The 22918-nt window shown below is 45.3% G+C and carries 21 protein-coding genes and 1 pseudogene; 9 read left to right on the top strand and 13 right to left on the bottom strand.

Annotation, left to right across the window (positions count from 1 at the left end; genetic code table 11):
* Positions 1 to 234: 234 nt before the first annotated feature.
* Positions 235 to 585 (bottom strand): histidine triad nucleotide-binding protein, encoded by a 351-nt coding sequence (locus H6H02_RS10760; RefSeq protein WP_190817383.1) that lies wholly within the window; start codon positions 583 to 585, stop codon positions 235 to 237.
* A 205-nt stretch (positions 586 to 790) separates the two neighbouring features.
* On the opposite strand from H6H02_RS10760, the gene H6H02_RS10755 reads away from it, so the two are divergent.
* Together H6H02_RS10755 and H6H02_RS10750 are read left to right on the top strand one after the other, a co-directional pair.
* Positions 791 to 2320, top strand: a complete 1530-nt coding sequence (locus tag H6H02_RS10755; protein ID WP_190817381.1) for a YifB family Mg chelatase-like AAA ATPase — start codon at positions 791 to 793, stop codon at positions 2318 to 2320.
* Between the two features lies 1 nt (position 2321).
* Positions 2322 to 2777, top strand: coding sequence for a hypothetical protein (locus H6H02_RS10750; RefSeq protein WP_190817379.1), 456 nt, complete (start codon positions 2322 to 2324; stop codon positions 2775 to 2777).
* Positions 2778 to 3031: 254 nt separating this feature from the next.
* Here the strand turns inward: H6H02_RS10750 and H6H02_RS10745 are convergent, their stop codons facing one another.
* Positions 3032 to 3745, bottom strand: coding sequence for a tetratricopeptide repeat protein (locus H6H02_RS10745; RefSeq protein WP_190817377.1), 714 nt, complete (start codon positions 3743 to 3745; stop codon positions 3032 to 3034).
* Between the two features lie 115 nt (positions 3746 to 3860).
* Between H6H02_RS10745 and purB the strand changes: the two genes are divergently transcribed.
* The gene (purB, locus tag H6H02_RS10740) at positions 3861 to 5156 is read left to right on the top strand and encodes an adenylosuccinate lyase (protein ID WP_190817409.1); all 1296 of its coding nucleotides are present in this window, start codon (positions 3861 to 3863) and stop codon (positions 5154 to 5156) included.
* A 133-nt stretch (positions 5157 to 5289) separates the two neighbouring features.
* Here purB and era read toward each other — a convergent pair whose 3' ends face one another.
* The 7 genes and pseudogenes from era to sufR all read right to left on the bottom strand — a co-directional run bounded on the left by era (position 5290) and on the right by sufR (position 10991).
* Positions 5290 to 6279: a GTPase Era gene (gene era, locus H6H02_RS10735; protein WP_190817375.1), complete on the bottom strand. Its 990-nt coding sequence runs from the start codon at positions 6277 to 6279 to the stop codon at positions 5290 to 5292.
* Positions 6280 to 6302: 23 nt separating this feature from the next.
* Positions 6303 to 7427 carry a succinylglutamate desuccinylase/aspartoacylase family protein gene (locus H6H02_RS10730; RefSeq protein WP_190817373.1) on the bottom strand — a complete coding sequence of 375 codons (1125 nt, stop codon included), beginning with the start codon at positions 7425 to 7427 and terminating at the stop codon, positions 6303 to 6305.
* A gap of 150 nt (positions 7428 to 7577) precedes the next feature.
* Entirely contained in the window at positions 7578 to 8216 is a 639-nt protein-coding gene (locus tag H6H02_RS10725) for a histidine phosphatase family protein (RefSeq protein ID WP_190817371.1), read from the bottom strand.
* 80 nt (positions 8217 to 8296) lie between these two features.
* Complete coding sequence (locus H6H02_RS10720; protein ID WP_242040658.1) at positions 8297 to 9742, bottom strand: pentapeptide repeat-containing protein; 1446 nt, start codon at positions 9740 to 9742, stop codon at positions 8297 to 8299.
* A gap of 109 nt (positions 9743 to 9851) precedes the next feature.
* Positions 9852 to 10052: pseudogene (locus tag H6H02_RS27875) on the bottom strand (type II toxin-antitoxin system HicB family antitoxin).
* A gap of 30 nt (positions 10053 to 10082) precedes the next feature.
* Positions 10083 to 10340 (bottom strand): hypothetical protein, encoded by a 258-nt coding sequence (locus H6H02_RS10710; protein WP_190412103.1) that lies wholly within the window; start codon positions 10338 to 10340, stop codon positions 10083 to 10085.
* 12 nt (positions 10341 to 10352) lie between these two features.
* Positions 10353 to 10991, bottom strand: coding sequence for an iron-sulfur cluster biosynthesis transcriptional regulator SufR (gene sufR / locus H6H02_RS10705; protein WP_190817369.1), 639 nt, complete (start codon positions 10989 to 10991; stop codon positions 10353 to 10355).
* A 200-nt stretch (positions 10992 to 11191) separates the two neighbouring features.
* Here sufR and sufB point away from each other — a divergent pair, with 200 nt between their 5' ends.
* From sufB to H6H02_RS10685, 4 genes are all read left to right on the top strand, one after another.
* Positions 11192 to 12631, top strand: a complete 1440-nt coding sequence (sufB, locus tag H6H02_RS10700; protein ID WP_190412101.1) for a Fe-S cluster assembly protein SufB — start codon at positions 11192 to 11194, stop codon at positions 12629 to 12631.
* Between the two features lie 175 nt (positions 12632 to 12806).
* Positions 12807 to 13598, top strand: a complete 792-nt coding sequence (gene sufC / locus H6H02_RS10695; RefSeq protein ID WP_190531273.1) for a Fe-S cluster assembly ATPase SufC — start codon at positions 12807 to 12809, stop codon at positions 13596 to 13598.
* The gene (sufD, locus tag H6H02_RS10690; protein ID WP_190817368.1) at positions 13595 to 14983 is read left to right on the top strand and encodes a Fe-S cluster assembly protein SufD; all 1389 of its coding nucleotides are present in this window, start codon (positions 13595 to 13597) and stop codon (positions 14981 to 14983) included. Before sufC ends, sufD begins: the two co-directional genes overlap by 4 nt.
* 99 nt (positions 14984 to 15082) lie before the next feature.
* Complete coding sequence (locus tag H6H02_RS10685) at positions 15083 to 16345, top strand: SufS family cysteine desulfurase (protein ID WP_190817365.1); 1263 nt, start codon at positions 15083 to 15085, stop codon at positions 16343 to 16345.
* Between the two features lie 287 nt (positions 16346 to 16632).
* Here the strand turns inward: H6H02_RS10685 and H6H02_RS10680 are convergent, their stop codons facing one another.
* Together H6H02_RS10680 and H6H02_RS10675 are read right to left on the bottom strand one after the other, a co-directional pair.
* Positions 16633 to 17709: a ParA family protein gene (locus H6H02_RS10680; protein WP_190817363.1), complete on the bottom strand. Its 1077-nt coding sequence runs from the start codon at positions 17707 to 17709 to the stop codon at positions 16633 to 16635.
* 96 nt (positions 17710 to 17805) lie between these two features.
* Positions 17806 to 17943: a hypothetical protein gene (locus H6H02_RS10675; RefSeq protein WP_190817361.1), complete on the bottom strand. Its 138-nt coding sequence runs from the start codon at positions 17941 to 17943 to the stop codon at positions 17806 to 17808.
* Positions 17944 to 18090: 147 nt separating this feature from the next.
* Between H6H02_RS10675 and H6H02_RS10670 the strand changes: the two genes are divergently transcribed.
* A complete protein-coding gene (locus H6H02_RS10670; protein WP_190676008.1) occupies positions 18091 to 18555 on the top strand; it encodes a TspO/MBR family protein in 465 nt (154 codons plus the stop codon).
* Here H6H02_RS10670 and H6H02_RS10665 read toward each other — a convergent pair.
* Positions 18536 to 19873 carry a glycosyltransferase family 4 protein gene (locus H6H02_RS10665; RefSeq protein ID WP_242040662.1) on the bottom strand — a complete coding sequence of 446 codons (1338 nt, stop codon included), beginning with the start codon at positions 19871 to 19873 and terminating at the stop codon, positions 18536 to 18538. The two genes, H6H02_RS10670 and H6H02_RS10665, sit on opposite strands and share 20 nt — an antisense overlap.
* 644 nt (positions 19874 to 20517) lie before the next feature.
* Positions 20518 to 21750, bottom strand: coding sequence for a glycosyltransferase family 4 protein (locus H6H02_RS10660; RefSeq protein ID WP_190817357.1), 1233 nt, complete (start codon positions 21748 to 21750; stop codon positions 20518 to 20520).
* 130 nt (positions 21751 to 21880) lie between these two features.
* Between H6H02_RS10660 and H6H02_RS10655 the strand changes: the two genes are divergently transcribed.
* Positions 21881 to 22870, top strand: a complete 990-nt coding sequence (locus H6H02_RS10655; RefSeq protein ID WP_190817355.1) for a glycosyltransferase — start codon at positions 21881 to 21883, stop codon at positions 22868 to 22870.
* Positions 22871 to 22918: the final 48 nt, after the last annotated feature.

The following is a 22918-nucleotide window of genomic DNA, read 5'->3' as shown; positions in this document are numbered from 1 at the left end:
ACGCCGAACCAGCCTACATACAGGCGGTTGTCGGTTGATGTGACCCAATCGCAGAACCGTTGCCATACGTTGGCGCTTTCGCGTCTTTGTAAGGTTGTGGTCATGTTCTTATGAGTGCTTGTTTGTTTGAATTTTCGAGGTTCGAGGTAGTGATTTCTCTACCTTGATCCCAGATTAACCCATCTATTTAGTTTTGTAAAGCTTTTTCAACAAAAATTTTTTTGGCTTCCTGATTCAGCCGGGAGGCCATTTCATCTGGCGTCCGCCCAAAATGTGCAAATGGAGATGGGGTACGGTTTGCCCCCCATCGGAGCCGGTGTTGATGACAACGCGGTAGCCGTTTTGGAGTCCGGCTTTTTCTGCAACATTCTTAACAATCAGTAACAAGTGACCCAGCAGGTCACGATCCTGAGAATCGGCATCGGCAAGCTGAGGAATCGGCTGCTTGGGAATCACGAGGATGTGAATGGGGGCTTGGGGTTGAATATCTTTAAAGGCAAGTGCTAGGTCATCCTCATACACAATATCTGCGGGGATTTCGCGACGGATAATCTTGCTGAAGATGGTTTCTGTGGCTTCACTCATGTTGCTTGGTTATTTCGTTGATTAGCTGTGCTTGCAGCCATTTTAAGCCCCGACGATAAAGCTAAGCGCGATCGCGGGAACTCTAATAAAAGATTCTGTTGGTTGGCTTCTCATAAAACTTGTTACAAACTTGTTTTCTGAATGAAAACGGGTTTGGACCACGGCGAACACCAACAGTATCACCAAATAAGAGTGGGGGATTGCAATGCTGGCTAGGGTTTGGAGTGCATCTATCGTCGGTATCGATGCTGTGAAGGTGGGCGTTGAAGTCGATGTATCCGGAGGATTGCCGGGAATTGTGCTGGTAGGGTTGCCAGATACAGCGGTTCAGGAATCAAAGGAACGGGTGAAGGCGGCACTGAAGAATGCGGGTTATGCCTTTCCGATGAAAAAAATTGTCGTAAATCTGACCCCGGCAGATTTACGAAAGGAAGGACCTAGCTTTGATTTGCCCATCAGTGTGGGCATTATGGCGGCATCTGAACAGGTGAGTGCCCAGTTATTAGGAGATTACTTATTCTTAGGGGAAGTTTCCCTAGATGGGAGTCTGCGTCCGGTTGCTGGTGTGCTGCCAATTGCCGCTGCTGCCCAACGGATGGGAATTGCAGGTTTAGTTGTTCCCGCTAATAATGCGCGGGAAGCAGCAGTTGTCAAAGGTCTAGCAGTCTACGGGTTCAAAAATCTGTCTCAAGTGGCTGATTTTCTAAATGAGCCAGAGCGTTATTCGCCAGTGCAGGTGGATGGTAGAGAAGAGTTAGCCAAAACCCACTTCAGCAGTGCAGACTTAAAAGATGTAAAAGGACAAAGTTTTGCCCGCCGTGCCCTAGAAATTGCGGCGGCGGGTGGACATAACTTAGTATTTGTCGGGCCACCGGGAAGTGGGAAGACGATGCTAGCGCGGCGCTTACCAGGGATATTACCGCCATTAAGCTTTGACGAAGCTCTCGAAGTGACTCAAATTCACTCGGTCGCAGGCTTACTTAAGAATAGAGGATCGCTGGTGAGCGATCGCCCTTACCGCAGTCCTCACCACTCCGCTTCTGGTCCCTCCCTCGTCGGTGGCGGTAGTTTTCCGCGTCCGGGAGAAATATCTTTAGCGCATCGGGGCGTTTTGTTTCTGGACGAACTGACAGAATTTAAGCGAGATGTGCTGGAATTCTTGCGTCAGCCGCTTGAAGATGGCTTTGTCACTATCTCCCGCACTCGCCAATCGGTGATGTTTCCGGCTCAGTTTACCTTAGTTGCGAGTACCAATCCCTGCCCGTGCGGTTACTATGGCGATACGATTCAAGCTTGTACCTGTTCCCCTCGGCAGCGAGAACAATACTGGGCAAAGCTTTCCGGACCGTTGATGGATCGGATCGATCTACAAGTTGCGGTGAATCGCCTCAAGCCAGAGGAAATTACTCAACAACCGACTGGGGAAGATTCGGCACCTGTAAGAGAACGAGTGGAAACAGCACGCGATCGCGCTCATACTCGATTTAAAGCAGATCCATCGGTGCGTTGCAATGCTCAGATGCAAAGTGGTCATTTGCGGCAATGGTGTCAATTAGATGATGCTTCTCGCCATTTATTAGAAGCCGCTATTCGCAAATTGGGGTTATCAGCAAGAGCCAGCGATCGCATTTTAAAAGTAGCGCGTACTATTGCCGATTTAGCTAATGATGAAAACCTCAAAACCCACCACGTTGCCGAAGCGATTCAGTACCGCACGATAGATAGAATGCAGTGATATGGAAACAATCAGCCAGGACATTCTTGAAGTAGAGCGTGGCGTTATCTGTCATCAGGTAAATTGTCAGGGACGCATGGGAGCAGGTTTGGCTCTACAAATTCGCGATCGCTGGCCTATTGTCTACGAAGACTATCGCAAGTATAAGGAGCGATGGCAACTAGGAATGGTGCAGTTTGTTAAGGTTACAGATGCACCCTTATACGTTTGCAACTTGGCAGGGCAGTGGAACTATGGTCGTTCTAAACCTGCTCAAGGTATTATCTACACTGACTATGAAGCGGTGCGGACGGGACTGAAGCAAGTTAATGATTGGTCAACCGAGAATGTTCTTCCGGTTTATATTCCTTCTGGTATGTCCTGCGGGCTTGCAGGTGGAGATTGGAACATTATCCAAGTCATCATCGAACAGGAGTGTCCTCATGCCATCATCTGTCGCAAGCCAGAAGGGGGCTAGAGGCTATTTCTGTTAACAATGAAGTGATTCGTGCGCGACGATTACCAGCACGAGCGAACAGATTTATAGATAAAGAAGTAGTGGTAAAGAGAGGTTAGCGATCGCATTTTTTTGAATCAACCTTAATTTTGCCATTTCAACGGAGATGAAAACCTCAAGACCCACCATCTTGCCGAAGCAATTTAGTACCACACATTCGAGAAAATGCAGTAACTAAGATAGGTTTGTGCCCTGAAAAAGGCACAAGGTATGCATTACAATCTTAATTTCTTGATTTCTTCCAGCAGGTTTTGATACTGTTCTTTGTTTCCTTGCTGCTGAAACAAGTCAGCAGCTTTTTGAAAATCCTCAAGCGCCTTTTTCTTATCTCCTAAACTGCGGCGAGAAATTCCTCGGTCGTAATAACCGTAGGCATAATCAGGATTAATTTCGATAGCTCGATCGAAGTCTTTGATTGATTCTTGATAATTTCCAAGCCGTTGCTGAGCCATTCCTCGATAATCATAGGCGAAGAAATTCATCGGAGAAAGGCGGATTGCCTGACTATAGTCTTCTGCTGCTCCCTGATAATCTCTCAGAAATGTACGGGAAGTACCCCGCTCTAAGTAAGCTAAAACATAATTAGGGTTGCGCTGAATTACTTGGTTGTAATCCTCAATTGCTTGCTGATAATCTTTTAAATCCTGGCGGGACTTCCCTCGATATAAATAAGCTGCAACATAATTAGGATTAAGCTGAAGTGCCTGGTTAAACTCCTCAATGGCTCCTTGCTTATCTCCTTTGTCATAAAGAGTAATCCCTCGTGCGTAGTGCGAGATCGCCTTGTTAGAATTGCTACCCTGAGCCAGGTAATTTTCTGATGGGTCGGCGATCGCTACTAAAGGTGCAGTGCTGATAATTGCTGTTACTGTTACCGAGGTGGCTAAAAAGACAGATAAAAAATTCAAATTGAGAAAATTACAAGTCATCCTGAACTCCTTAATAAATCAAATTAGGGATCTTTCGACAAGAAGCATTTTTTGAGTCGCGGCATATCTGACCGTCAGTTGTACAATAAAACGGTTGTATTCTGCGACACTTGCTGTGATCGAGCGTTATACGTTGCCTGAGATGGGCAACCTGTGGACTGACACCTATAAACTGAAGACGTGGCTCCAGGTTGAAATTGCAGTCTGTGAAGCCCAAGCTGAACTGGGTTATATTCCAACCCAGGCGGTAGAGGAAATTAAGGCGAAGGCTAATTTTGACCCGAAGCGGGTGCTAGAAATTGAGGCTGAAGTCCGCCACGATATGATCGCGTTCTTGACAAACGTCAATGAATATGTAGGCGACGCGGGGCGCTATATTCACCTGGGATTAACCAGTTCGGATGTGCTAGATACAGCTTTAGCACTGCAACTGGTAGCCAGCTTGGATGTGTTGCTGGCGGGTGTGGAAGATTTGATTGCAGCAATTCGCCAGCAGGCGCAGCAGCATAAAAGTACGGTAATGATTGGGCGATCGCACGGCATTCACGCGGAACCGATTACATTTGGCTTTAAGCTGGCGGGATGGTTGGCAGAAGTATTGCGATCGCGCGATCGCCTCCAGCGTCTTCACAAAGAAATTGCTGTCGGCAAGATTTCCGGTGCAGTCGGAACCTACGCCAATATTGAGCCGAGAGTTGAAGCGATCGCTTGCCAAAAACTGGGACTCGAACCGGATACAGCATCGACGCAAGTAATTTCGCGCGATCGCCATGCCGACTTTGTACAAACTTTGGCTTTAGTGGCTGCCTCGATTGAGCGATTTGCGGTCGAAATTCGCAACTTGCAACGCACGGATGTCCTAGAAGTCGAAGAATTCTTCTCTAAAGGACAAAAAGGCTCCTCTGCCATGCCGCACAAGCGCAATCCGATTCGTTCGGAGCGCTTGACAGGGATGGCGCGGGTGGTGCGGGGTCACGCCGTCGCCGCCTTAGAAAATGTTGCCCTTTGGCACGAACGGGACATCTCTCACAGTTCTGTAGAGCGGATGATCCTGCCCGATTCCTGCACCATAACGCACTTCATGTTAGCGGAAATGACCGATTTGGTGAAAAACCTGCTGGTTTATCCCGAAAACATGGAACGGAATATGAATTGTTACGGCGGTGTTGTCTTTAGTCAGCGAGTTATGCTGACGCTGGTAGAAAAGGGAATGAGCCGCGAGGACGCCTATGCAACGGTGCAGTCTTGCGCTCATCAAGCGTGGAATAAAACCGATGGCAATTTCCACGATTTGATTGCCAAAGATAGCCGGGTGACGCAGCATCTTTCTTCAGAAGAAGTTGAGGCGTGTTTCGCTCCGCAGCATCATTTGCAGCATTTAGAGGAGATTTATCAACGTTTGGGAATTTAATATTAACCACGAAGAATATTAACCGCAAAGACGCGTTGGGGTAGCCTGCGCGTTAGCGCTTAGGACACGAAGGAAGAAAGAGAAGAAGAAAACCCTTCTTTTTCTTCCTTCGCGCTCTTTGCGTCTTCGCGGTTTATTCCTGTTCCACCCTGTACCCCAAATCTGCTAGATGTAGTCGAGACTGCCGCCATTTCGGCTGCACTTTAACAAATAACTCCAGATAAACTTTCCCCGCAATTAACTTTTGGATTTGTTCGCGGGCAGCGCTACCAATCGCTTTGAGCATCGTTCCGCCTTTGCCAATCAAAATCCCCTTTTGCGAGTCGCGTTCAACGTAGATAGTGGCGAGAAGGCGAGTAATCGTCGGTTCTTCCTCCACCCTGTCAATGGTAACGGCGACTGAGTGGGGAACTTCTTCGCGGGTTAGCAGCAAAATTTGTTCTCGAATCAGTTCCCCCATGATGAAGCGTTCCGGCTGGTCGGTAACATAATCAGGAGGATAATAGTATGGCCCTGGTTCTAGGCGATCGCTAAGTAATTGCTGCAATGCCTCAACTCCTTCTCCAGTAAGGGCTGAGAACTTCACAATCGGCCAGTTGTAGGGTTCAGCTAGCTGCGTATAACTCTCATCAATTTGTTGGGAATCTGAGGTTCGCAGGTCGATTTTGTTCATCCCCAACATCACAGGCGTCTTGGTGCGGCTAAGAATATCGACAATATAGCGATCGCCTCCTCCAGAGTCTACCGCTCCATCCACCACAAACAGCACCAAATCCACCGACTCAATGGCAATCTGGGCATTTTTCACCAACACCTCTCCTAACTGGTGGTGCGGTTTGTGAATTCCTGGGGTATCAACAAAAATCATCTGTGCCTCTGGCGTCGTCACGATACCCCGGAGTCGGTTGCGCGTCGTCTGCGCCACTGGCGAAGTGATGGCAATTTTTTGCCCCACCATATAGTTCATCAATGTAGACTTACCCACGTTGGGGCGTCCGATAATCCCAATAAAGCCCGACTTATATCCTTCCGGTGCTTTCGGAATGCTAAAAAATGCTGACTCGTCTAGGATATTTCCCTCGCCTTTATTAATTGCTGCGTTTGTCGTCGTCCCATCTTCCATGATGTTTGCGTTTTTAAAAACCCCTACATCACTGATAATACATACTCTCCTTCATTCACTGCATGATTCATCGAAATATCAAAGACTAAACCAGCGTTCTCCGCACAAACATCAATTAATTTTGGTAATTCCTGTTTATTAAAGCTAAGAATTTGATAAAGTCTTTCCCCAGCCTCAATTGAAGCACCTAGTTTGACTCTCGATTGGATCATCCCTCCGCTAGGAGCATAATATTTTTTTAGGGTGCTTTTTGAAACAAAAGTTACTTTGTGGGATGCCGTTTGCGCCAAAGGAAATTCAGGAATCGATAAAACGTCTTTCTGGGCTAAGTAATTTTTAATGCCTTGGACTCCTTTCCCCACTGATTCCGGATTCATTTGCATTCCCGAACCCAGTTCTAGCGTCCAAGATTCTTTATCAAAGACTATCGGTTTTCCTAGAGTTTCTAGCTGATTTTCTAAGGCTAACCAAGGTTTTAGGAAAGCTTCATCAAAAGCATCTCCATCATATTCATTCAGTAAAATTTCCCAATCGAGTAAGAAATACTTGGCACTTTCTTCTCTACGATGGAAGCCATATAAGTAATCTATCGCTTGATTAGAAGAGCTATGAATATCGATTACATAATCAGCATCCAAACATAAAGATTGTAGCTGATAGCGATACCGTTCATTAAAAGGCGCTCCGCTTGGAGACTTGATTTTTTCTAAGAGTTTATCGAAACTATTTTTAATTCTTTTGTAATATTCAATTTCTATAGCATCTATTTCAAAATTTATGTGGGATTTTGCAAATTCTCCTAAATCTTCACATTCCTTTTCATAGTCCCAAAAGATGCGGTTCCAGTCTTTCCCATCAAATATATTGTATCGACCTGTAGAAAAATAATGAGTCCGCTGATTGGTACTGATGGGATTGCAGACAGGAACTAGCCAGATTTCACCATTGAGCTGCGTATCCTTGATAGTAATCAAAAACTCGATTAGTTGGTGAATGACAGCATTGCCAACAATTTCTGCACCGTGCAGATTAGCTTGTAAATATGCCTTTTTACCAGGGTTAGCACCGATAAATTTATAAACTTGAATCGATAAGCGATCGCCTGAAGCTAATTGTTGAATTGGAACCGTAGAAATAGTGGGAATCATGGAAAAATTATCTTACATTAATATGCTTTGGCGAATGTAATTTGCGGCTACACAGACGAAACCTGCCTCCGCAGGTTTTAATGCTATCTCCGAAAGCAGACTTTGTTTGTATAGCCGTGATTTCTAATCACTAGGTAACTTACAAACAAATCATGTACCGGGTAAGGTACGCAAACGCTCATCTAAATGAATGCGATCGCTTAAAGCATGAAGTAATGGCCCATGAGCGCCAAACTCTACTATACTGACCGAACCCACCGGACATCCCAAGCGAAAGCGAAAGCGTCCCACATCAATTCCCAGCAAGCTACACAGCATAATTCGGATAGTAGCTTTGTGTGCAACAATCAAAACATTACCGTTGCTAAACCGCTGCTTGATTTCTTCAATCACTTGTAAAGAACGGTGAGCGATCGCTACCGCTAATTCTCCTTCAGTCGGCGGATACCAAGCTGGATCGGCAGTCCAGCGAATATAATCATCGTGATACTCCCGGTCAACGGTTTCTATAGTTTTTCCTTCCCACTTGCCATAGTTAATCTCTTTCAAACCGTCCCGCAATTCCATCTGCATCCCCACAGCTTCACACAGCGGTTTCGCAGTTGCTACGGTACGCCGCATCGGACTACAAAAAATAGCATTCCAAGGTAGGGAACGATAGGTAACAGCAAAAGCTTTTGCCATCTCTAGACCATCTGGCGTCAAATCTGGATCTATGGAACCACAGAAAACATTATCTCGACTGCGGTCTGTCTGTCCGTGGCGGAGGAAATAAAGCTTTAGACTCAAGGTAGTTTTCTCCGATTATCTGAGTTAAGGATACAACCACCTTTGGTATAACGATGTTTTTAGGCGTACCTTAGCAAAGTCTATTCGTGAGTCGTACCATCAGGCATAATTGCGCCGCCGAGCTTTGCCTTGCGATCTCCTTGTCCCAGAATTACCCCATTTATATTGGCTCCTTTCAGGTTTGCCTTTTCCAGATTTGCCCCTTCCAAATTTGCCCCACGCAGGTCTGCTAAATTAAGATTAGCCCCACTCAATTTTCCCCAACTGAGGTTAACCCCACACAGGTTTGCCCTTTCCAAATTTGCCCCATTCAAATTTGCCGGAAGTGTTAACCCAAGCAGATTTGCCCCAGCTAGATTAGCGCCACTGAAGTTTGTGCGGTCTGAAATTTGTGCGTTTTTTAGATTCACATCACGCATATCTGCCGCTGTTAAGTTTGCTCCAATTAGGTTTGCTGCCGTTAGGTTTACTGTCGTTAAGCTTGCCGCTGTTAGGTTTGCTCCATTTAAATTTGCCTCACTTAAGTTAGCTCCACTCAAATTTGCCTGAAGGAGTTTTGCACTACTCAAATTTGCCTTAGTTAGGTTTGCCCCTGTCAAGTTAGCTGTACTCAAATCGGCACCATTCAGGCTAATTGTATTTAGGTTTGCGCGGTGGAGATTCGCACCAGTTAGGTTTACTTGATTCAGGTTAGTGCCAGCCAAGTTAGCACTTTGCAGCGGCACGCTAGGAGCAATTAAGTAAGCACCTGCTTTAACAGGATCAAAACCTATCGGGAAGACAGTCGCTGCATTATAAAGTGCTTGCTGAAGCTCGACGCCCTGAAGGTTTGCCCCTTCAAGATTGACCTCAAATAGGTCTGCATTACTCAGATTGGCATTACTAAGGTCTGCATTCATCAACTTTGCATTCCTCAAGTTTGCCCTATTCAATTTAACTCCACTGAGATTAGCTGCACTCAGGTCTACCTTGCCGTACAAAGCAGCAGCGATGAGATTTATTCCAGCTAGGTTAATACCAGTAAAATCTCTTTGTCCTTCGTTATAGCGCTTCAAAAATTCTTCAGCACTGATAGGCTTTCCCTGACTCTTTTCTTCGGATAGATAAGCTTCGATTAGCAGCATATCTCCAAAATATCCCAGCAGCAGAGTCATTTTTGCTACTTTGAATTTTTCATCACTGAAAACAGCGACTGTTCGCTCTTGTTGAGCAGATGGATCAATTTTCTCCTCTTGCTCAGTCTCAGCAGCATCCGCATTTCCCAAACTATCAGATGTGTCTACCACCGATTCGCTAGACGGTTCAATTCTTGGTGGTGTCAGCGATTCCTGGTGTTGTTGCAAACAAGCGACTTGCTCAGATAGCTGCGCGATTTGCTGTAACTCAGGGCGAGTGTCGAATTGTTTTTTTAGTTCATCAAAATAGTGTTTAAGCCAGGTAATGTTTTGCTTGCGGACATTTAACCCGTTTTCTAGCCGTTCAATCCTCGAAATCAGCGACGCAATATCCTGTTCTTTGTCAGCCATATTCCTTGATTTCCAGCTAACTTACAAGTTTGGAACCCTTATTTTTATAAGCTTTACATCTAAGCCAGGATTGGGCTACCTAATAAGAACGATCACTCACAACAAAGTCCTAAACTTCTGGCTCAACCAAAACGCTTTGAACGCTGGCAAATTCCAGCGGCTCTGCCGTATCTTTTTCGACTTCTAAACACATCTCGATAGCTTCTCGAATGCGTTCCATGAGTTCACCTAAAGATTTTGCTTATATATGGCAACCAAGAATACTTCGCGCAGAAGCGACAGAGTATCCCTCAGAATCACGCTCAATAATTACGTTAAATTCTCTGCCATTTTTAGCCCTTTACCACTTCAAAAATGCGGCATCGCTTCCCTGTTCGCGCCTAATTTTTGAATCTTTCTCAAACCAAGTGATAATCTGCTCAGGTGTTAAATCTTCAATAACAACCCCGTACTCTTCTGCGATGTGTTTCAATACTCTTAAGGATGAAATTGTTAATCTTGTTATAAATTTTTCATGAGTTTGAAGCAGTGCTGAATCTACCTTAACTGCTTCTTCGTAAGTCAAAAATTGTTCTGATGGTTGCTGTGGTTGAGTCATAAATATTTTTAGTTACTGTTCTTTAATTAAATAGCCGCAGCGATGTTCTCCGTTAATAATCCAGTGCGTCCGTTCTACTTTACAATCTTGCAGAGCAGCAGCAAACATTTCTAACTCATGTCCACAAACGCTGGGGAAAGACGAGGCGACGTGGGAAATGGCACAGTTATGCTCTACCAATATAAATTGAGCATCGTTTTCCTCCAGAGGATACCACTCTGCCATGTAGCCTTCAGCTTTGCGGAGTTCAACTAATTTGGCAACGCGATCGCGCAAATTTCCTTTACCCAGTCTGACTCGATATTCCATCGCCTTGCGTTCCCAATGCTTTCGCAACACGGTACTTGCTTGCTCATAACCGAGCGTTTCTGTCAAGGTGTCTAGGAAATCAACGGCAAACTCTCCGTAACGACTGGGGAAGCGATCGCGTCCTTCTTGACTCAGCTCGTAGACGTGCTGCGGGCGTCCCATCGTCGCAGGCACCGATTGATGGACGATTAGCCCTTCTGCCTCCAAATCCTTCAGATGACGCCGAATCGCCTGCGGACTTACCTCAAAGGCGTCAGCCAGCTCCTGAGCCGTGGCTTGACCTGTTTTCAGTAAATGTTGCAAGATGTCCTGTTTGGTGGAAGGCTGCTGAGTAATCGCCATCGTCTTGCGGTAAAATTCCTACTGGACTTTGACAACATCTATGTTGCTAAAGTATTTTAAAATAGAATTAAGTAAAGCAACAAGCCTGTTGTTTTACTATTGTAGTTGCAGTTTGACTGGGCGATCTACTCCGGACGCCCATGCCCTGAGCCTGCCATCCTGAGAGATTTGTCCGAAAACACGCGAGAACACTTTTATCTATGACTGCTAGCGTTAAAACCTTAGTCAATCAGCCCTATAAATACGGCTTTGTCACTGACATTGAAACAGATAGCATTCCTCGCGGACTCAGTGAGGACGTTGTTCGCCTGATCTCCGCCAAGAAAGAAGAACCGGAGTTCATGCTAGAGTTTCGCCTCAAAGCCTATCGGCAATGGCTGAAGATGACAGAGCCAACTTGGCCTCATGTCAAGTATCCGGCGATTGACTACCAAGACATCATCTACTACTCCGCGCCGAAGCAAAAGCCCAAAAAGCTGGGCAGCCTAGATGAAGTCGATCCAACTTTGTTAGAAGCCTACGAGAAGCTAGGGATTTCGCTTTCAGAGCAAAAGCGGTTGTCTAACGTTGCCGTAGATGCCATCTTCGACAGTGTTTCAGTTGCCACAACATTTAAAGAGAAGCTAGCCAAAGACGGCGTGATCTTCTGTTCCATCTCCGAAGCTTTGCGGGAACACCCCGAACTGGTGCAGAAGTACCTCGGCAGCGTTGTGCCAGTAGCAGATAATTACTTCGCCGCCCTCAACTCAGCCGTATTCAGCGATGGTTCCTTCGTCTACATCCCCAAAGGCACCAAATGCCCGATGGAACTCTCCACCTACTTCCGCATCAACAGCGGCGATACGGGGCAGTTTGAGCGCACGCTGATTATTGCCGAAGAAGGCAGCTCTGTGTCATATCTGGAAGGTTGCACAGCACCAATGTTTGACACCAACCAGCTGCACGCGGCTGTGGTGGAACTGGTTGCCCTCGACAACGCTGAAATTAAATACTCCACGGTACAAAACTGGTACCCCGGAGACGAAAATGGCAAAGGCGGTATTTACAACTTTGTCACCAAGCGTGGGCTGTGTCAGGGAGTCAATTCCAAGATTTCTTGGACGCAGGTAGAAACGGGTTCCGCGATTACCTGGAAATACCCAAGCTGCGTGCTAGTTGGCGATAATTCCGTGGGTGAATTTTACTCCGTTGCGCTGACGAATCATATGCAGCAAGCCGATACTGGAACCAAGATGGTGCATATCGGCAAAAACACTCGCAGCACGATTATTTCCAAGGGAATTTCGGCGGGTAAGTCGGCAAATAGCTATCGCGGCTTGGTGAAAATTGGCCCCAAGGCAAAGGGTGCGAGAAATTATTCTCAGTGCGACTCAATGCTGATTGGCGATAATGCCCAAGCGAATACTTTCCCCTATATCCAGGTGCAGAATAACACTGGAAAAGTGGAGCATGAAGCTTCTACCTCGAAAATTGGGGAAGAACAGCTGTTCTTTTTCTCACAGCGGGGCATTTCGGCAGAAGATGCTATTTCGATGATGATTAGCGGCTTCTGTAAGGATGTGTTTAATCAGCTGCCGATGGAATTTGCTGTTGAAGCTGATAGGTTGTTGAGCATGAAGTTAGAAGGCAGTGTGGGATAAATGAAACTACAGATAAACACAGATAAATGCCGATAAATCATTCGTGTTTATCTGTGTTTATCCACGGTTGAATTTCTTTACTCAAAAAGGTAAGGCGGGCGTTGCCTACTTTTAGGCTGAAATAGAATAAAAAACCGCGAAGACGCTAAGGGCACAAAGGAAGAAGAGAGGAAAGATGATTATTGAAAATAGTGAGGTGATCCTATCAGTTCGGGATCTCACGGCAAATGTTGATGAAACTCCGATTCTTAAGGGTTTGAATCTAGAAGTAAAGGCGGGAGAAATTCATGCCATTATGGGACCAAATGGTTCTGGAAAAAGCACCTTTTCTAAGGTTTTGGCTGGACATCCGGCGTATGAGGTGACGGGCGGCGAGGTAATTTTTCGGGGGAAAAATCTTCTGGAAATGGAAGCCGAAGAACGTGCTAGGGCTGGGATATTTTTGGCGTTTCAATATCCTTTGGAAATTCCTGGTGTTAGTAATGTGGATTTCCTCAGAGTTGCCTATAATTCCCGTCGCAAGGCTGAGGGATTAGAGGAGTTGGATGCTTTTGATTTTGATGAGTTGGTGCATGAAAAGCTGGATGTGGTAAAGATGAATCCTGCTTTTCTTAGCCGCAGTGTGAATGAAGGTTTTTCGGGTGGTGAGAAGAAGCGGAACGAGATTCTGCAAATGGCACTGCTAGAACCAAAGTTAGCAATTTTGGATGAAACGGATTCAGGGTTAGATATTGACGCGCTGAAGATTGTGGCGGATGGTGTAAATCAGCTGGCAAATGCAGAGAATGCGATGCTGGTGATTACTCACTATCAGCGACTACTGAATTACATCGTGCCAGATTTCGTTCACGTCATGGAAGCCGGACGAATTATTACCAGTGGTGGTAAAGAATTGGCACTGGAATTGGAATCTCGCGGTTATGAGTGGGTAAGGGAAGAAGAAGCAGCTGAGGTGGGCGCAAAATGACAATTCAAGTAACTTCTATCCCCAATCCAGAAGAAGTCGGGTTAAAGTCTGCTGCGACTAATCGAGATGCCAAGCTGGTTGAGTTGTCAAACTTGTCTCACAGTCAAGAATTACAGGTACTCGATCCAGAGATGGTTGGCTGGTTGCAAGAATTACGCGATCGCGCTGCTTCCTGGCTACCTCATCTCAAGTTTCCCACCACCCGCGATGAAGAGTGGCGTGTCACAGACATCTCGCCTTTGTTAAAGTTATCTTTCCAAGCTGCGAAATCTGCGGATGTACCCCAGTCAGCAATTGAAGGATTGACTCTAGCAGAAGCAGCCGAAAGTCGTCTAGTTTTCGTTAACGGTGTTTATGCACCTGCGCTGTCATCTGTTGCTAATCTGCCAGATGGGATATTTGCCGGAAATTTAGCCCAACTGCCAATAACTTATCGCACTCGCATCGATAATTATTTTGCCCAACAAAAGGGTTTTGATGAGGTATTCACCGCCTTAAATACAGCAGGCTTAACTGATGCTGCTGTAGTGTGGGTAGCGAAGAATGTGGTAGTTGAAACACCGATTCATTTGCTGTTTCTGTCTACTTTTAGCGATCGCCCTACCCTATCTCAGCCACGCTGTTTGGTCGTCGCTGAATCTAACTCTCAAGTAACCCTAATAGAAGATTATTTGCCAGTCGGCGACTGGTGTGCGGATAAAACTCATCCGTACTTAATCAATACGGTTACAGAGATTTGGGTAGAAGACAATGCTGAAGTCCGCCACAACCGGATACAACGAGATAGTGGCGCAGCGTTTCATATTGGCAAGAGTGCGATCGCGCAATCCCGCAACAGCCGCTACACTTGCAATTCAGTGAGTTTGGGTGGCAAAATATCCCGCCACAACTTAGAAATTTATCAGTTGGGCGAACAAACTGAAACTACCCTCAATGGTTTAACCATGATTTCTGGGGAACAGATTGGCGATACTCACAGCGCCATTATTCTCAACCATCCCCACAGCACCACTCGCCAGTTACAAAAGTGTATCGTGGCTGACAAGGCTCATTCCGTCTTTAACGGTAAAGTCTTAGTTGCCAAAGCAGCGCAATTGACGGATGCGGGACAATTAAATCGTAACTTGCTGTTGTCGCCCAAAGCGAGAGTCGATACTAAACCTCAACTGGAAATTATTGCAGATAACGTGAAATGTACTCACGGTGCAACAGTAAGTCAGTTGGATGATGAGGAAGTCTTTTACCTGCAAAGCCGCGGTTTAGACAAAGCGAGTGCTAATAACTTGTTAGTTGACGCTTTTGCGATAGAAATTATCAACCAGATTCCCATCGCCTCTCTGCAAACAAGTCTCTCTCGATGTGTTGCTTGTAGAACTATCGAATAGTCTGGCATAGGTAATCGGTAATAAGTAATGTAATTTTGAAGAAATAACTTTTACCAGTTACCAATTACCAATTATCAATTACCCATTACCTTTTTACCCATGACTCTCACCAAAGATAGAACACTCGCCGATAAAGTCCGTGCAGATTTTCCAATTCTGCACCAAGAAGTCAACGGCAAACCCTTAGTTTATCTAGACAACGCCGCCACATCCCAAAAACCTCTGGCGGTGCTAAACGCAATTCGGGATTACTACGAGCAGTATAATTCCAACGTACATCGGGGTGTTCACACCCTTAGCGCTAAAGCTACAGACGCTTACGAAGGTGCTAGAGACAAAGTTGCTGCTTTTGTAAATGCTGCTTCGCGTCAAGAAATTATCTACACCCGCAACGCCAGCGAAGCGATTAACTTAATTGCTTACAGTTGGGGGATGAACAATTTGCAGCGAGGGGATGAAATCATCCTCTCCGTAATGGAACACCACAGCAATCTAATTCCTTGGCAGTTCGTGGCGCAAAGAACAGGCGCGGTGCTGAAGTTTGTAGAACTAACGCCAGACGGAATTTTTGATTTAGAACACTTCAAATCTCTAATTTCAGACAAAACTAAACTGGTTAGCACCGTTTACGTCTCTAACACATTGGGATGTATTAATCCCGTTAAGTCGATAACCGAAATCGCTCACAAATACGGTGCCAAAGTCTTAATTGACGCTTGCCAAGCTGCACCTCACATGGTGTTAGACGTGCAAGCCGTAGACTGCGATTGGCTAGTCGCCTCTGGTCACAAAATGTGCGCCCCGACTGGAATTGGTTTCCTCTACGGTAAGTTAGACTTACTGCGTTCCATGCCTCCCTTCTTAGGCGGTGGCGAGATGATTGCTGATGTATTCCTCGACCATGCTACTTATGCAGATTTACCGCATAAGTTTGAGGCAGGAACGCCATCAATTGGGGAAGCGATCGCGCTTGGTGCAGCGGTAGATTACCTCAGTGGTATTGGTATGCACAACATCCATACCTACGAAGCCGAATTAACAGCTTATCTCTTCCAACAGTTGCAGCAAATCCCAGAAATCAAAACTTATGGGCCACAACCCACCAGTACCGGAGAAGGTAGAGCCGCACTCGCTGCGTTCACCGCTGGAGATGTCCACCCTCACGACTTATCAACCATCTTAGATCAAGCTGGCATCGCCATCCGTGCCGGACATCACTGCACCCAACCTCTACACCGCTACCTGAAAGTGCAATCTACTGCACGGGCAAGTTTGTATTTCTACAACACCCATGAAGAGATTGACCTTTTCATCGCATCTTTAAAAGAGGCTGTCGAGTTTTTTGGCAGTATCTTCGGCTAAGTCAACTTAAGCCCTGGCGAATGTAATTCGCGGCTACACAAACAAAGTCCGCCTGCGCGGACTTAAAGAAATACAAGGTTTTGAAACCTGCGTAGGCAGGTTTTGTCTTGTGTAGCTGCGGTTTCAACCGCCCCTTCAAGTTTAATGCCCACCTTATCTACTATTAATAATTAGGCGAATTAAGTGATAATTATCACCTTTACTCTAGCCGAACAAAGAACCGCTATACTCACGAAGATGAATTCAGTAATTACGACTTCAGTCATTACTAAAATATCTTCTTAAATTTAGCGGATCTTTCCTACAAATGATTCTATATCATCTAACGCTTGTGCATAATTAGCAATAGGGAGTTTAACATCAATTCCATCTGGCATTGTATATTTAGACTGATTCGGAAGCTTAGACATAGGTATTCCTAGAGACGACGATACTTTACCAGATGTGTGAAAATCTTTTATATTTGAAACATAATAGTTTTCCCATTCACTAAGAGAAGTGGGCTTATCTTCACAAAGTGCAAATAATGAAGGAAATAATTTAAATTGCTCGTAGCAAAAATTAATTAGCTCTGTTCTTACGGAATCATATGCTGTCGCCACTCCATCTTTAATAGTATAGTTATTAAAAACAAACTCATAAATAACTGGCAATTTGAGAGTAAATGAATCTACTTGTTTATTAAAAGTAATGACATCATCAGCGTACCGCTTTAAAGCAGATGAAGGATATTTCCCAAAAAGCAGCATAAAAAGAGCTTTTATCCCTTCAAGTGAACTAAAATCTGCCATCATTGGAATTACAACTTTATCTGAAGATACTAAAGCCATTTGTGTGTATATAGAAAAGCTAGGATTACAATCTATAAAAACGACCATATTTTCATATTGATCTTTATCAAATTCATACTTACACAACCTTTCTATTGCTGTCATGTATTCTAACCAAGCTTTTGTATTTGCAGGATTAATGACAGCGTAGTTTAATGCTAATGAAAAAGACTCTAGAAAAGAGTCTCCTGCTATCAAATATAAATTTTCTGAAATATTAGGATTAAAAGGAGTAATGGGAACTTTATAGGAAATATTAGGTGTTCGGAAACTTGAGTTTCCCTTGAGAAGCCAATCTATGAATCCGACGATGTTTCTCCGCGTTTTTAAAGATTGTAATCTTTGATTCGTTTCATATCCCAACTTTCCTCCACCAAGCAAAAATTGAGAGATATTTGCTTGAGGGCACATATCAATAACTAAGACTTGGGTAGTTGGGTGCTTTTCCGCATAAAGCGTTGCCGCGTTGGAACAAAGCGTAGTTTTACCAACGCCACCTTTATTATTGTAAAAGGCATAAATATCAATACTCATAAGTTAATTCCTCAAATGCAGATAAAAAGGAAAAATTAATTATATCAAAAAGTCTTATCTATGGCAGTAGTGAGCGCATTCCCAACCACAACACCATTAAACAGCGATCGCATTCCACAACAACAAAATCACGGAAGCATGATCGCATTCTCCACCACAACATAAGTATTGCGATCGCATTCCCAACTCACCAGAACATAAATCAAGCGCGATCGCCTTCCCCAACCACAACACCAGCGATCACATTCCTCAACTCACTAGAACATAAATTAAGCGCGATCGCTTCTTAGTTTCAGACTAGAGGGTGATTACAGCTTCCTCCTGAACTTGACACAATCGCTACAAAGGGCTAGCAGGTCTGGTGGAGCGAAGGGAAGGGGAATGGTTATTAAATCTTGGATGGTGATTGGGGGCGTGACTCTTTTAGTAGCGATGGGGAGTAACATCATTACCCCAAATGATGTTAAGTGGTTCAAACGCCTGCAACGACCGAGGTGGTTAACGTTTGAGCCATTAATTCCGCTCATCTGGACAGTTGTTTTTATTTGCGGTGCTTGGTCAGCTTATATCGTCTGGGAACGCACCAAAAATTGGGGACTGATGGCGTTCTATCTTTTAGTAGAAATTGCAATTGTCGCCTACAACCCAATGATGTTGAGGTTACGCAGTCTAAAAGTTGGCACGATTATTGGTGCAATTGGTTCCGTTTTAGGTCTAATTCTGGCACTAACAGTCTTGCCAATTTCCGGCTGGGCGTCTCTGTTGCTAGTTCCCTATGTGTTATGGAGTCCGGTTGGAACTTTTACCACCTGGAAAATGATGAAGCTTAATCCCGACGATGCTTAGAGACGCGGACGACGCCTCCTGACCGCTTCTTACTAGGTTGAGATGAGTGGTACCAGCGCAAAGGTTTAACTTCTGCCGAAGCATCGAGTTCCATTGTTTCGCGAACTGCCTGATGCAAAATTGTTGAGTATTGCTGTGCAATAATCTCTGGCGTAAAGTTTGACTCCAAGTAGTGACGCCCTGCACGTCCCATTCGATTTACCAAGTTGGGAGAAGCCGCTAAGCTTTGAATAAATTTAGCCAAGCCGTTCGCATCTTCGTTGTTGAAGGCAGCACCACACTTGGCTTCAGAAATTAGCTGGCGAAGATAGGAATGAGGTTCGCAAATGACAGCAAGAGGACGCCCTGCGGCTAAGGCGGCGTAAAGCTTACTGGGAACAACTAATCCTTCCATTCCAGGACTAATGCTGACTAAAGACAAGTCGCAAGCGGTAAGGGAATAAGGTAAATTCTGCTTATTTTGATAGGGCAAGAAGCGACAATTGCGTAAACCCATCATGCTGACTTTATTGATGCAAGTTTGACGCTTGGCACCATTGCCAATAAAGACAAATTGAATGGGTTCATTTTCCAAGAGTCTGGCGGCTTCCAGAATTGTATCCATATCATGACAGCGCCCCATATTGCCGGAGTAGAGGACGGTAAAGGTATCAACTAGATTAAACTCTTGGGCAAACCAATTATCAGGCTTGGGAATCGGGACAATCCGATCTGGATCTGCCCAGTTATGAATTACAGAAATCTTATTGGCAACCTCCGGGCATTTGGCGGTAACGCGATCTTTCATCGAGGGGCTGAGGACGATAATTTTTTGAGCGTTTTTCCAAATGCAGCTGTTGACAAAATCCCAAAATCGAACTAACCAGTTTTGGGGGCGAACGACATTTAGTTCGACGGCAACATCGGGATATAAGTCATACAGCAGGCAAACATAAGGCACACCAAAGCTTAAGTTCGCTAAGTACCCTAGAATCGGCAAGAAGGGGGGGGCGGTCGTGAGGAGCAAAACATCGCCTCGCCCAGCCGTCTGGAGTAGATGAAGTCCAGAACGCACGCAGAATAATAACCCATTGATGGCTTTGCCGCGAATTCGCTGAGGCCACATTCGGGAAGTGCGCGATCGCTGCACTAAAACTTTATTACAATGCTCGATTGCGGGCGCAGAGTGCTTTTTGAAGGCATACCCCGGCTGTCCGGTAAAGATTTGCACCGGCAAACCGAGTTGTCCCAAGTTAGCAGCTAGCTCTTCAATCAGCTGCCCAGTTGCTGCGTAGTCTGGCGGATAAAACTGCGTAATGATAGACAGTCTTACAGGCATTAAAGGAGCCAACGATTCTCGGCTCAATGAGCTTGGCTCTGGAAACCCGCCCCTACCAATATGCTCTTCTGAAATGTTCCCGTTGCTCATGCCGCCTCGCTGACTTCGTAGGGATATCGTGTAATTTACGTTACTGCCGTGCAGGATTGACAATTCGCTCGTAGACCGGCGGATGAGCTAAAGCCAATCAAGAGCTTGAATTTTCCACGTTTTGGCGGTTAATCGCCGTGTATATAAAAATATACTTATCTATCTGCCACAAATTATCCTGCTTCCATCCGAAACCGCCTGTAAAGACTGATTAGAGACTCCCTGTAGATTGATGTCGCCTCTCCAAAGGAGGAGTCCATTTCCCACTTTTTATGCATGATGCCATTTGGTAGATAATTATTCATCAATCGGAGTTTGGAGTATCTTTCGAGCATATCAACTAGATGTAAAACAGTTCTGCCATGTATGTGATGGTTTAAAGGCAGGTAGAAGGATTGTCGATGTGCTTAGGGTGTTTAGGAGAGTATCTGAATCCGGAATCCCGCTCCAACCCTTGTGAATAAAAATTTATTCTCGAGCTTCCCTTGCAAAAGCAGGGGGATAGAGGGGATAGGGGGAGCGAGAAATCCTACTTGCCCCCTTAACGAGGGCTTTTAAGGTGAATGCAGCACCTGTTCGTAACGAGATCCGGCGCTTTCCCAGGTGTACTCTGTTTCGATGAGCGATCGCGCATTTTTCGATAACTGCTCTCGAAGATCGGGGTTTTCAAACAACTTGGCGATCGCATTCACATACTCTTCCACCCGATTAGCCCGTAACGCGCGTAACGGCACGCTTTGCCCGTCCACCGCTAATCCTTCCAAACCGCGATCGCTTCCCACTACGGGCACTCCAGCTGCCATTGCCTCCAGCGTTTTATTTTTGATCCCAAATCCTGTCCGCATCGGCACCACGCAGACGCAAGACTTGTGCAAATACTCTGCCATTGAAGGTACGCGCCCCGTAACCGTAATCCCAGGACGCTTCCCTAAATCTACAACTTCCGTTCCAGGACGAGCGCCCACCAGTTCCAGCGTCGCATCCGGATACTGCTTCTGAACCTCCGGGAACACCTCCAAACTAAAAAAGCGCACCGCATCAATATTCGGCGTGTTATCCATCGCCCCGACAAAAATTAATCGGTGTCCCCCCGGATCGGTGGAACGCATGGGAAACTGAGTAAAATCTACCCCATTCGGAATGACTTGAATTTGGACGTTGGGATTAAATACCTGAATTTGTTGCTTATCTTCCTCCGTCGTCACCACAATTGCCGAAAATTTAGAACAGTAGCGCTGCTCATAGCGGCGCAATAACGGCAAATTTAGCTTATCTCGCAATGGGTTCTCAGATGTCCCCGTTTCTAGCTGGTTTTTGCACGTCCCGTAGACAGAACTATGGATATTCACCAACGTCCGTAGCGGCGGGGTTTTTCCATCCTTGCGCCGCCACTCAGGGCGCACATAGATTTCATTCACGCAATGTTCGCAAGTAATCGCCTCAAACTTGCCAACAGCGACTGCTTCATCCACCCATTTCTGAATCTTTGGTGAGTAGAGAGACAGCACGCTGGGGGGTGTTCCCTCCTGCAAAAACGTACTGAAGCGCCGCAGCTTCCCCAACACTCCTCCTTGAGAATTTTCCCGTGGACGAGGAAAAACTACCAACTCGTCTACCCACTCTTGCAGTCCTTCTATTTCTCCGTCCGTAACATCTTTACTGCGCTGCGTAATTAGAGTAACTGCATGGCTAGACTTGAGATACTTGAGTAAATTAAACGTCCTGACTTGCGTTCCCCCTCGTGTTGGCGGATAGGGAAAGGTGGAAGAGAGCATTAAAATCTTCATCGTAGACTGAGCGTTTGGTTAGATTTTACGGAGAGGGATAATATCGATACTATAGACTTTCGCCTCATACTAGACTTGCCAGAGCGTGTCTCTACTGCGTAAAAATAATCAGTAACAACAACTTCAGCTTATGCCCAAAGTTAGCATTTCCATCCCTACCTACAATCGAGCTAGTTTGTTACCTTATGCAGTAAATAGCGTACTGGCTCAAACTTATACAGATTTTGAACTAATCATCTGTGACGATGGTTCTACTGATGACACCCCAGGAGTCGTGAGTCAATGGAACGATCCGAGAATTCGCTATATCCGCCACCCGGTTAATATTAAGCGCAGCCGAAATATGCGTTCTGGCTTTGATGCCGCTTGTGGAACTTATTTTATTAAATTTGACGATGATGATGCGTTAACGCCTGAATTTTTAGAAAAAACGGTAGTTGTTTTAGACGCTAATCCAACCATAGATTTTGTTTGTACAAACCACTGGATTATAGATGCCAGGGGAGAAAGAAATGAATTAGCTACGTTAGAAAATTCTGCTAAGTGGGGGAAGGACAAACTTAACGAGGGAATGATTCCCGATCTAATTACGGAAACTTTCCAAAAACAAAGCTTACAGGTTGGTTCTACGCTCTTTCGGATGGAGTGTTTGAAAGAAGTTGATTATATGCGCCCGGAAGCAGATGGTTGTGAGGATTTTGATTTACTGGTGAGGTTAGCGATCGCAGGCAAGAATGGATACTTCCTACCAGAATTTTTGATGGAATATCGAATGCATGGCGGTCAAACCAGTCTGAAACAAAATATTCACTTTTTAAAAGCAAAATCTTTATGTCTAAATAGTTACAAATTCCCGGAAGAACAATTAGAAAAAACCCGATTAAATAAACTTGCCGGAACCCGGAAAGCGCTGGGTTTAAGGCTGATTGAAAATGGCGAAACTTCAGAAGGACGCAAACTCCTGCAAGAATCTAGCCAAATTTTGGGAAGTTCGCGCCAAGCAAAATTAGGGATTGTGTTGTCTTATTTGCCTACCAGCTTGCGGCAATTCGCTCTCCAAACTTTTCGTCGAATCCGTCCCAAAGATTACGCCGAGCAAGTTCGAGAAGCCGCTAATTAATGAGAAAGTAAATGGGAGCGATCGCTATTAGCAGTTAACTGCAAGGCG

This window comes from Coleofasciculus sp. FACHB-1120 (genome assembly GCF_014698845.1).
Lineage (GTDB): Bacteria > Cyanobacteriota > Cyanobacteriia > Cyanobacteriales > FACHB-T130 > FACHB-T130.
Note: the sequence above shows the minus strand (reverse complement) of the source record. Positions and strands in the feature narration are given on the sequence as shown.

What these genes read in the sequence shown, in the direction of transcription:
- H6H02_RS10760 (WP_190817383.1), bottom strand. Translation starts at nt 585, where the DNA reads ATGAGTGAAGCCACAGAAACCATCTTCAGCAAGATTATCCGTCGCGAA.
- H6H02_RS10755 (WP_190817381.1), top strand. Translation starts at nt 791, where the DNA reads ATGCTGGCTAGGGTTTGGAGTGCATCTATCGTCGGTATCGATGCTGTG.
- H6H02_RS10750 (WP_190817379.1), top strand. Translation starts at nt 2,322, where the DNA reads ATGGAAACAATCAGCCAGGACATTCTTGAAGTAGAGCGTGGCGTTATC.
- H6H02_RS10745 (WP_190817377.1), bottom strand. Translation starts at nt 3,745, where the DNA reads ATGACTTGTAATTTTCTCAATTTGAATTTTTTATCTGTCTTTTTAGCC.
- era (WP_190817375.1), bottom strand. Translation starts at nt 6,279, where the DNA reads ATGGAAGATGGGACGACGACAAACGCAGCAATTAATAAAGGCGAGGGA.
- H6H02_RS10730 (WP_190817373.1), bottom strand. Translation starts at nt 7,427, where the DNA reads ATGATTCCCACTATTTCTACGGTTCCAATTCAACAATTAGCTTCAGGC.
- H6H02_RS10720 (WP_242040658.1), bottom strand. Translation starts at nt 9,742, where the DNA reads ATGGCTGACAAAGAACAGGATATTGCGTCGCTGATTTCGAGGATTGAA.
- H6H02_RS10710 (WP_190412103.1), bottom strand. Translation starts at nt 10,340, where the DNA reads ATGACTCAACCACAGCAACCATCAGAACAATTTTTGACTTACGAAGAA.
- sufR (WP_190817369.1), bottom strand. Translation starts at nt 10,991, where the DNA reads ATGGCGATTACTCAGCAGCCTTCCACCAAACAGGACATCTTGCAACAT.
- sufB (WP_190412101.1), top strand. Translation starts at nt 11,192, where the DNA reads ATGACTGCTAGCGTTAAAACCTTAGTCAATCAGCCCTATAAATACGGC.
- sufC (WP_190531273.1), top strand. Translation starts at nt 12,807, where the DNA reads ATGATTATTGAAAATAGTGAGGTGATCCTATCAGTTCGGGATCTCACG.
- sufD (WP_190817368.1), top strand. Translation starts at nt 13,595, where the DNA reads ATGACAATTCAAGTAACTTCTATCCCCAATCCAGAAGAAGTCGGGTTA.
- H6H02_RS10685 (WP_190817365.1), top strand. Translation starts at nt 15,083, where the DNA reads ATGACTCTCACCAAAGATAGAACACTCGCCGATAAAGTCCGTGCAGAT.
- H6H02_RS10680 (WP_190817363.1), bottom strand. Translation starts at nt 17,709, where the DNA reads ATGAGTATTGATATTTATGCCTTTTACAATAATAAAGGTGGCGTTGGT.
- H6H02_RS10670 (WP_190676008.1), top strand. Translation starts at nt 18,091, where the DNA reads ATGGTTATTAAATCTTGGATGGTGATTGGGGGCGTGACTCTTTTAGTA.
- H6H02_RS10665 (WP_242040662.1), bottom strand. Translation starts at nt 19,873, where the DNA reads ATGCCTGTAAGACTGTCTATCATTACGCAGTTTTATCCGCCAGACTAC.
- H6H02_RS10660 (WP_190817357.1), bottom strand. Translation starts at nt 21,750, where the DNA reads ATGAAGATTTTAATGCTCTCTTCCACCTTTCCCTATCCGCCAACACGA.
- H6H02_RS10655 (WP_190817355.1), top strand. Translation starts at nt 21,881, where the DNA reads ATGCCCAAAGTTAGCATTTCCATCCCTACCTACAATCGAGCTAGTTTG.